Origin of the sequence: Luteimonas salinilitoris, from assembly GCF_041300785.1 — a bacterium.
Taxonomy (GTDB): Bacteria; Pseudomonadota; Gammaproteobacteria; order Xanthomonadales; family Xanthomonadaceae; genus Luteimonas; species Luteimonas salinilitoris.
On the sequence record NZ_JBFWIB010000048.1, the window covers coordinates 1 to 1601 of the forward strand.

Below are 1601 nucleotides of genomic sequence, written 5' to 3' on the forward strand. Positions count from 1 at the left end.
CCTGCTCAAGGTACATGCGACGCCTGCGCTGCGTTCGTCGAAGGGCATGGGCCCGGTCTTCCAGGCCACGAGCTTGGCACTGCTGCCGGAGCTCGGCACGCTGACGCGGCAGCAGATCGCCAAGCTGGTCGGCGTCGCGCCGATGAACCGCGACAGCGGCCAGATGCAGGGCAAGCGCCGCGTTCGTGGCGGCCGCGCACCCGTGCGCGTCGCGCTCTACATGGCGACGCTGTCAGCCGTGCGTTGAGACCCGACGCTGCGCGCGCACTACCAGCAGCTGCGCGCCCGCGGGAAGCTCGGCAAGGTCGCGCTGGTCGCCTGCATGCGCAAGCTGTTGACGATCGTCAATGCACGGCGGCGGGACGAACTGCGGAACACGGAAGGTGCAGCGACCGCCGTCTGAAACGCTCGATCACAAGACAGTTGCTGAATTAAGCCGACCCGCGAAGCGGGTTCGGCTTGAATGAATTGTTAGGTGGCTACCACTCACCACTGGCGGGTGGGACTAGCACCGTCTTGAGGTGTGCAAAGTACTTGGGATCCTCGTCCGCGAAGATCTCTTTGCCGGCGCCCATGTAGGCGCGAGCCAACTCATCATTAGCCCGCTGTATGTTCCCAAGCTCAAATTGCGATTGGCCAAGACGCAGATGGATAAAGGGGTTTCCGACTGCGCCAGGGCAGTGCATAGCGTCACTCATGGCAGCCCTAGCGTACTTATAATTTTTTGACTTGAAGTTTGCATCGCCGATTGCGGCTAGTAGCCAAGTGCAAGCATCCCAGTTTGTTTTTGGCTCTGGCAGGAGATCAAGAGCCTCGATGTACTTCTCCACAGCCTCTCGGTAGTGGCCGCTCTCGGCCTGATGGTCTCCCTCCTCGGAAAGCTGAATGATTCTTCTGTGAACTGCGTCGGATAGTTCCATCTTTTGAGCCCGAACAGAAATGGATGCCAATGCGATGAGTAGGAAAGCGAACGCCAATAGTGACTTGCAGAGATGTCTCATAGCCACCTAACGCCTGAATTAAGCCGAGCCGCGAAGCGGCTTCGGCTTGAATGAATTGTTAGCCAACTTTACCTCTCGAAGCCTGTACACGGGCGAGGATGAACGCCCCAGCCTCTGGGGTCATTTCCGCTAGCGGCAGAGTCACAAATTGAGACTTTGAAAGCAGAAGAAGCCAACAAGATTTGAACTGCCACACCTCTGTAACGGCAGACCAAGGAAGCGTTGCAGTGCCCGCACCCGATGACAACGACAGAGAAGTCTCTGAAGCATCGAGTGTGGCTTGAGGGGTGCCCATGGCTTGGAGCTTATGAAGCGAGTTGCGGTAGTGGATGACGTAGAGCGCGACCATGAAGGTGATGCCAAGCACGAGCACACTTGCCAATACACCTACAAACCACGAAGTGTCGCCGCCGAGTATGAGCATGAGGAGGGCCGCGGCCACCAAGGCTAGTGCTACGAGAAATTTGAACCCGACCACGCGCCACCAGAAGCTGCGCACAGCTTGGCGAAGGAGTGGTTTGCTGTAGGTAAGGATTACGCGGTGCATTGGCTAACGCCTGAGTTAAGCCGCGCCACGAAGTGGCGTCGACTTGAATGAAC

General features: G+C 58.0%; 2 protein-coding genes and 1 pseudogene. 1 reads left to right on the plus strand and 2 read right to left on the minus strand.

Annotation, left to right across the window (positions count from 1 at the left end; translation table 11 throughout):
• Positions 1-403 (plus strand): annotated as a pseudogene (locus AB5T46_RS20345) (transposase); the annotation flags it as partial.
• A gap of 76 nt (positions 404-479) precedes the next feature.
• Here AB5T46_RS20345 and AB5T46_RS20350 read toward each other — a convergent pair.
• Entirely contained in the window at positions 480-920 is a 441-nt protein-coding gene (locus AB5T46_RS20350) for a tetratricopeptide repeat protein (protein WP_370565934.1), read from the minus strand.
• A 139-nt stretch (positions 921-1059) separates the two neighbouring features.
• Positions 1060-1548: a YcxB family protein gene (locus tag AB5T46_RS20355; protein WP_370565935.1), complete on the minus strand. Its 489-nt coding sequence runs from the start codon at positions 1546-1548 to the stop codon at positions 1060-1062.
• Positions 1549-1601 lie beyond the last annotated feature (53 nt).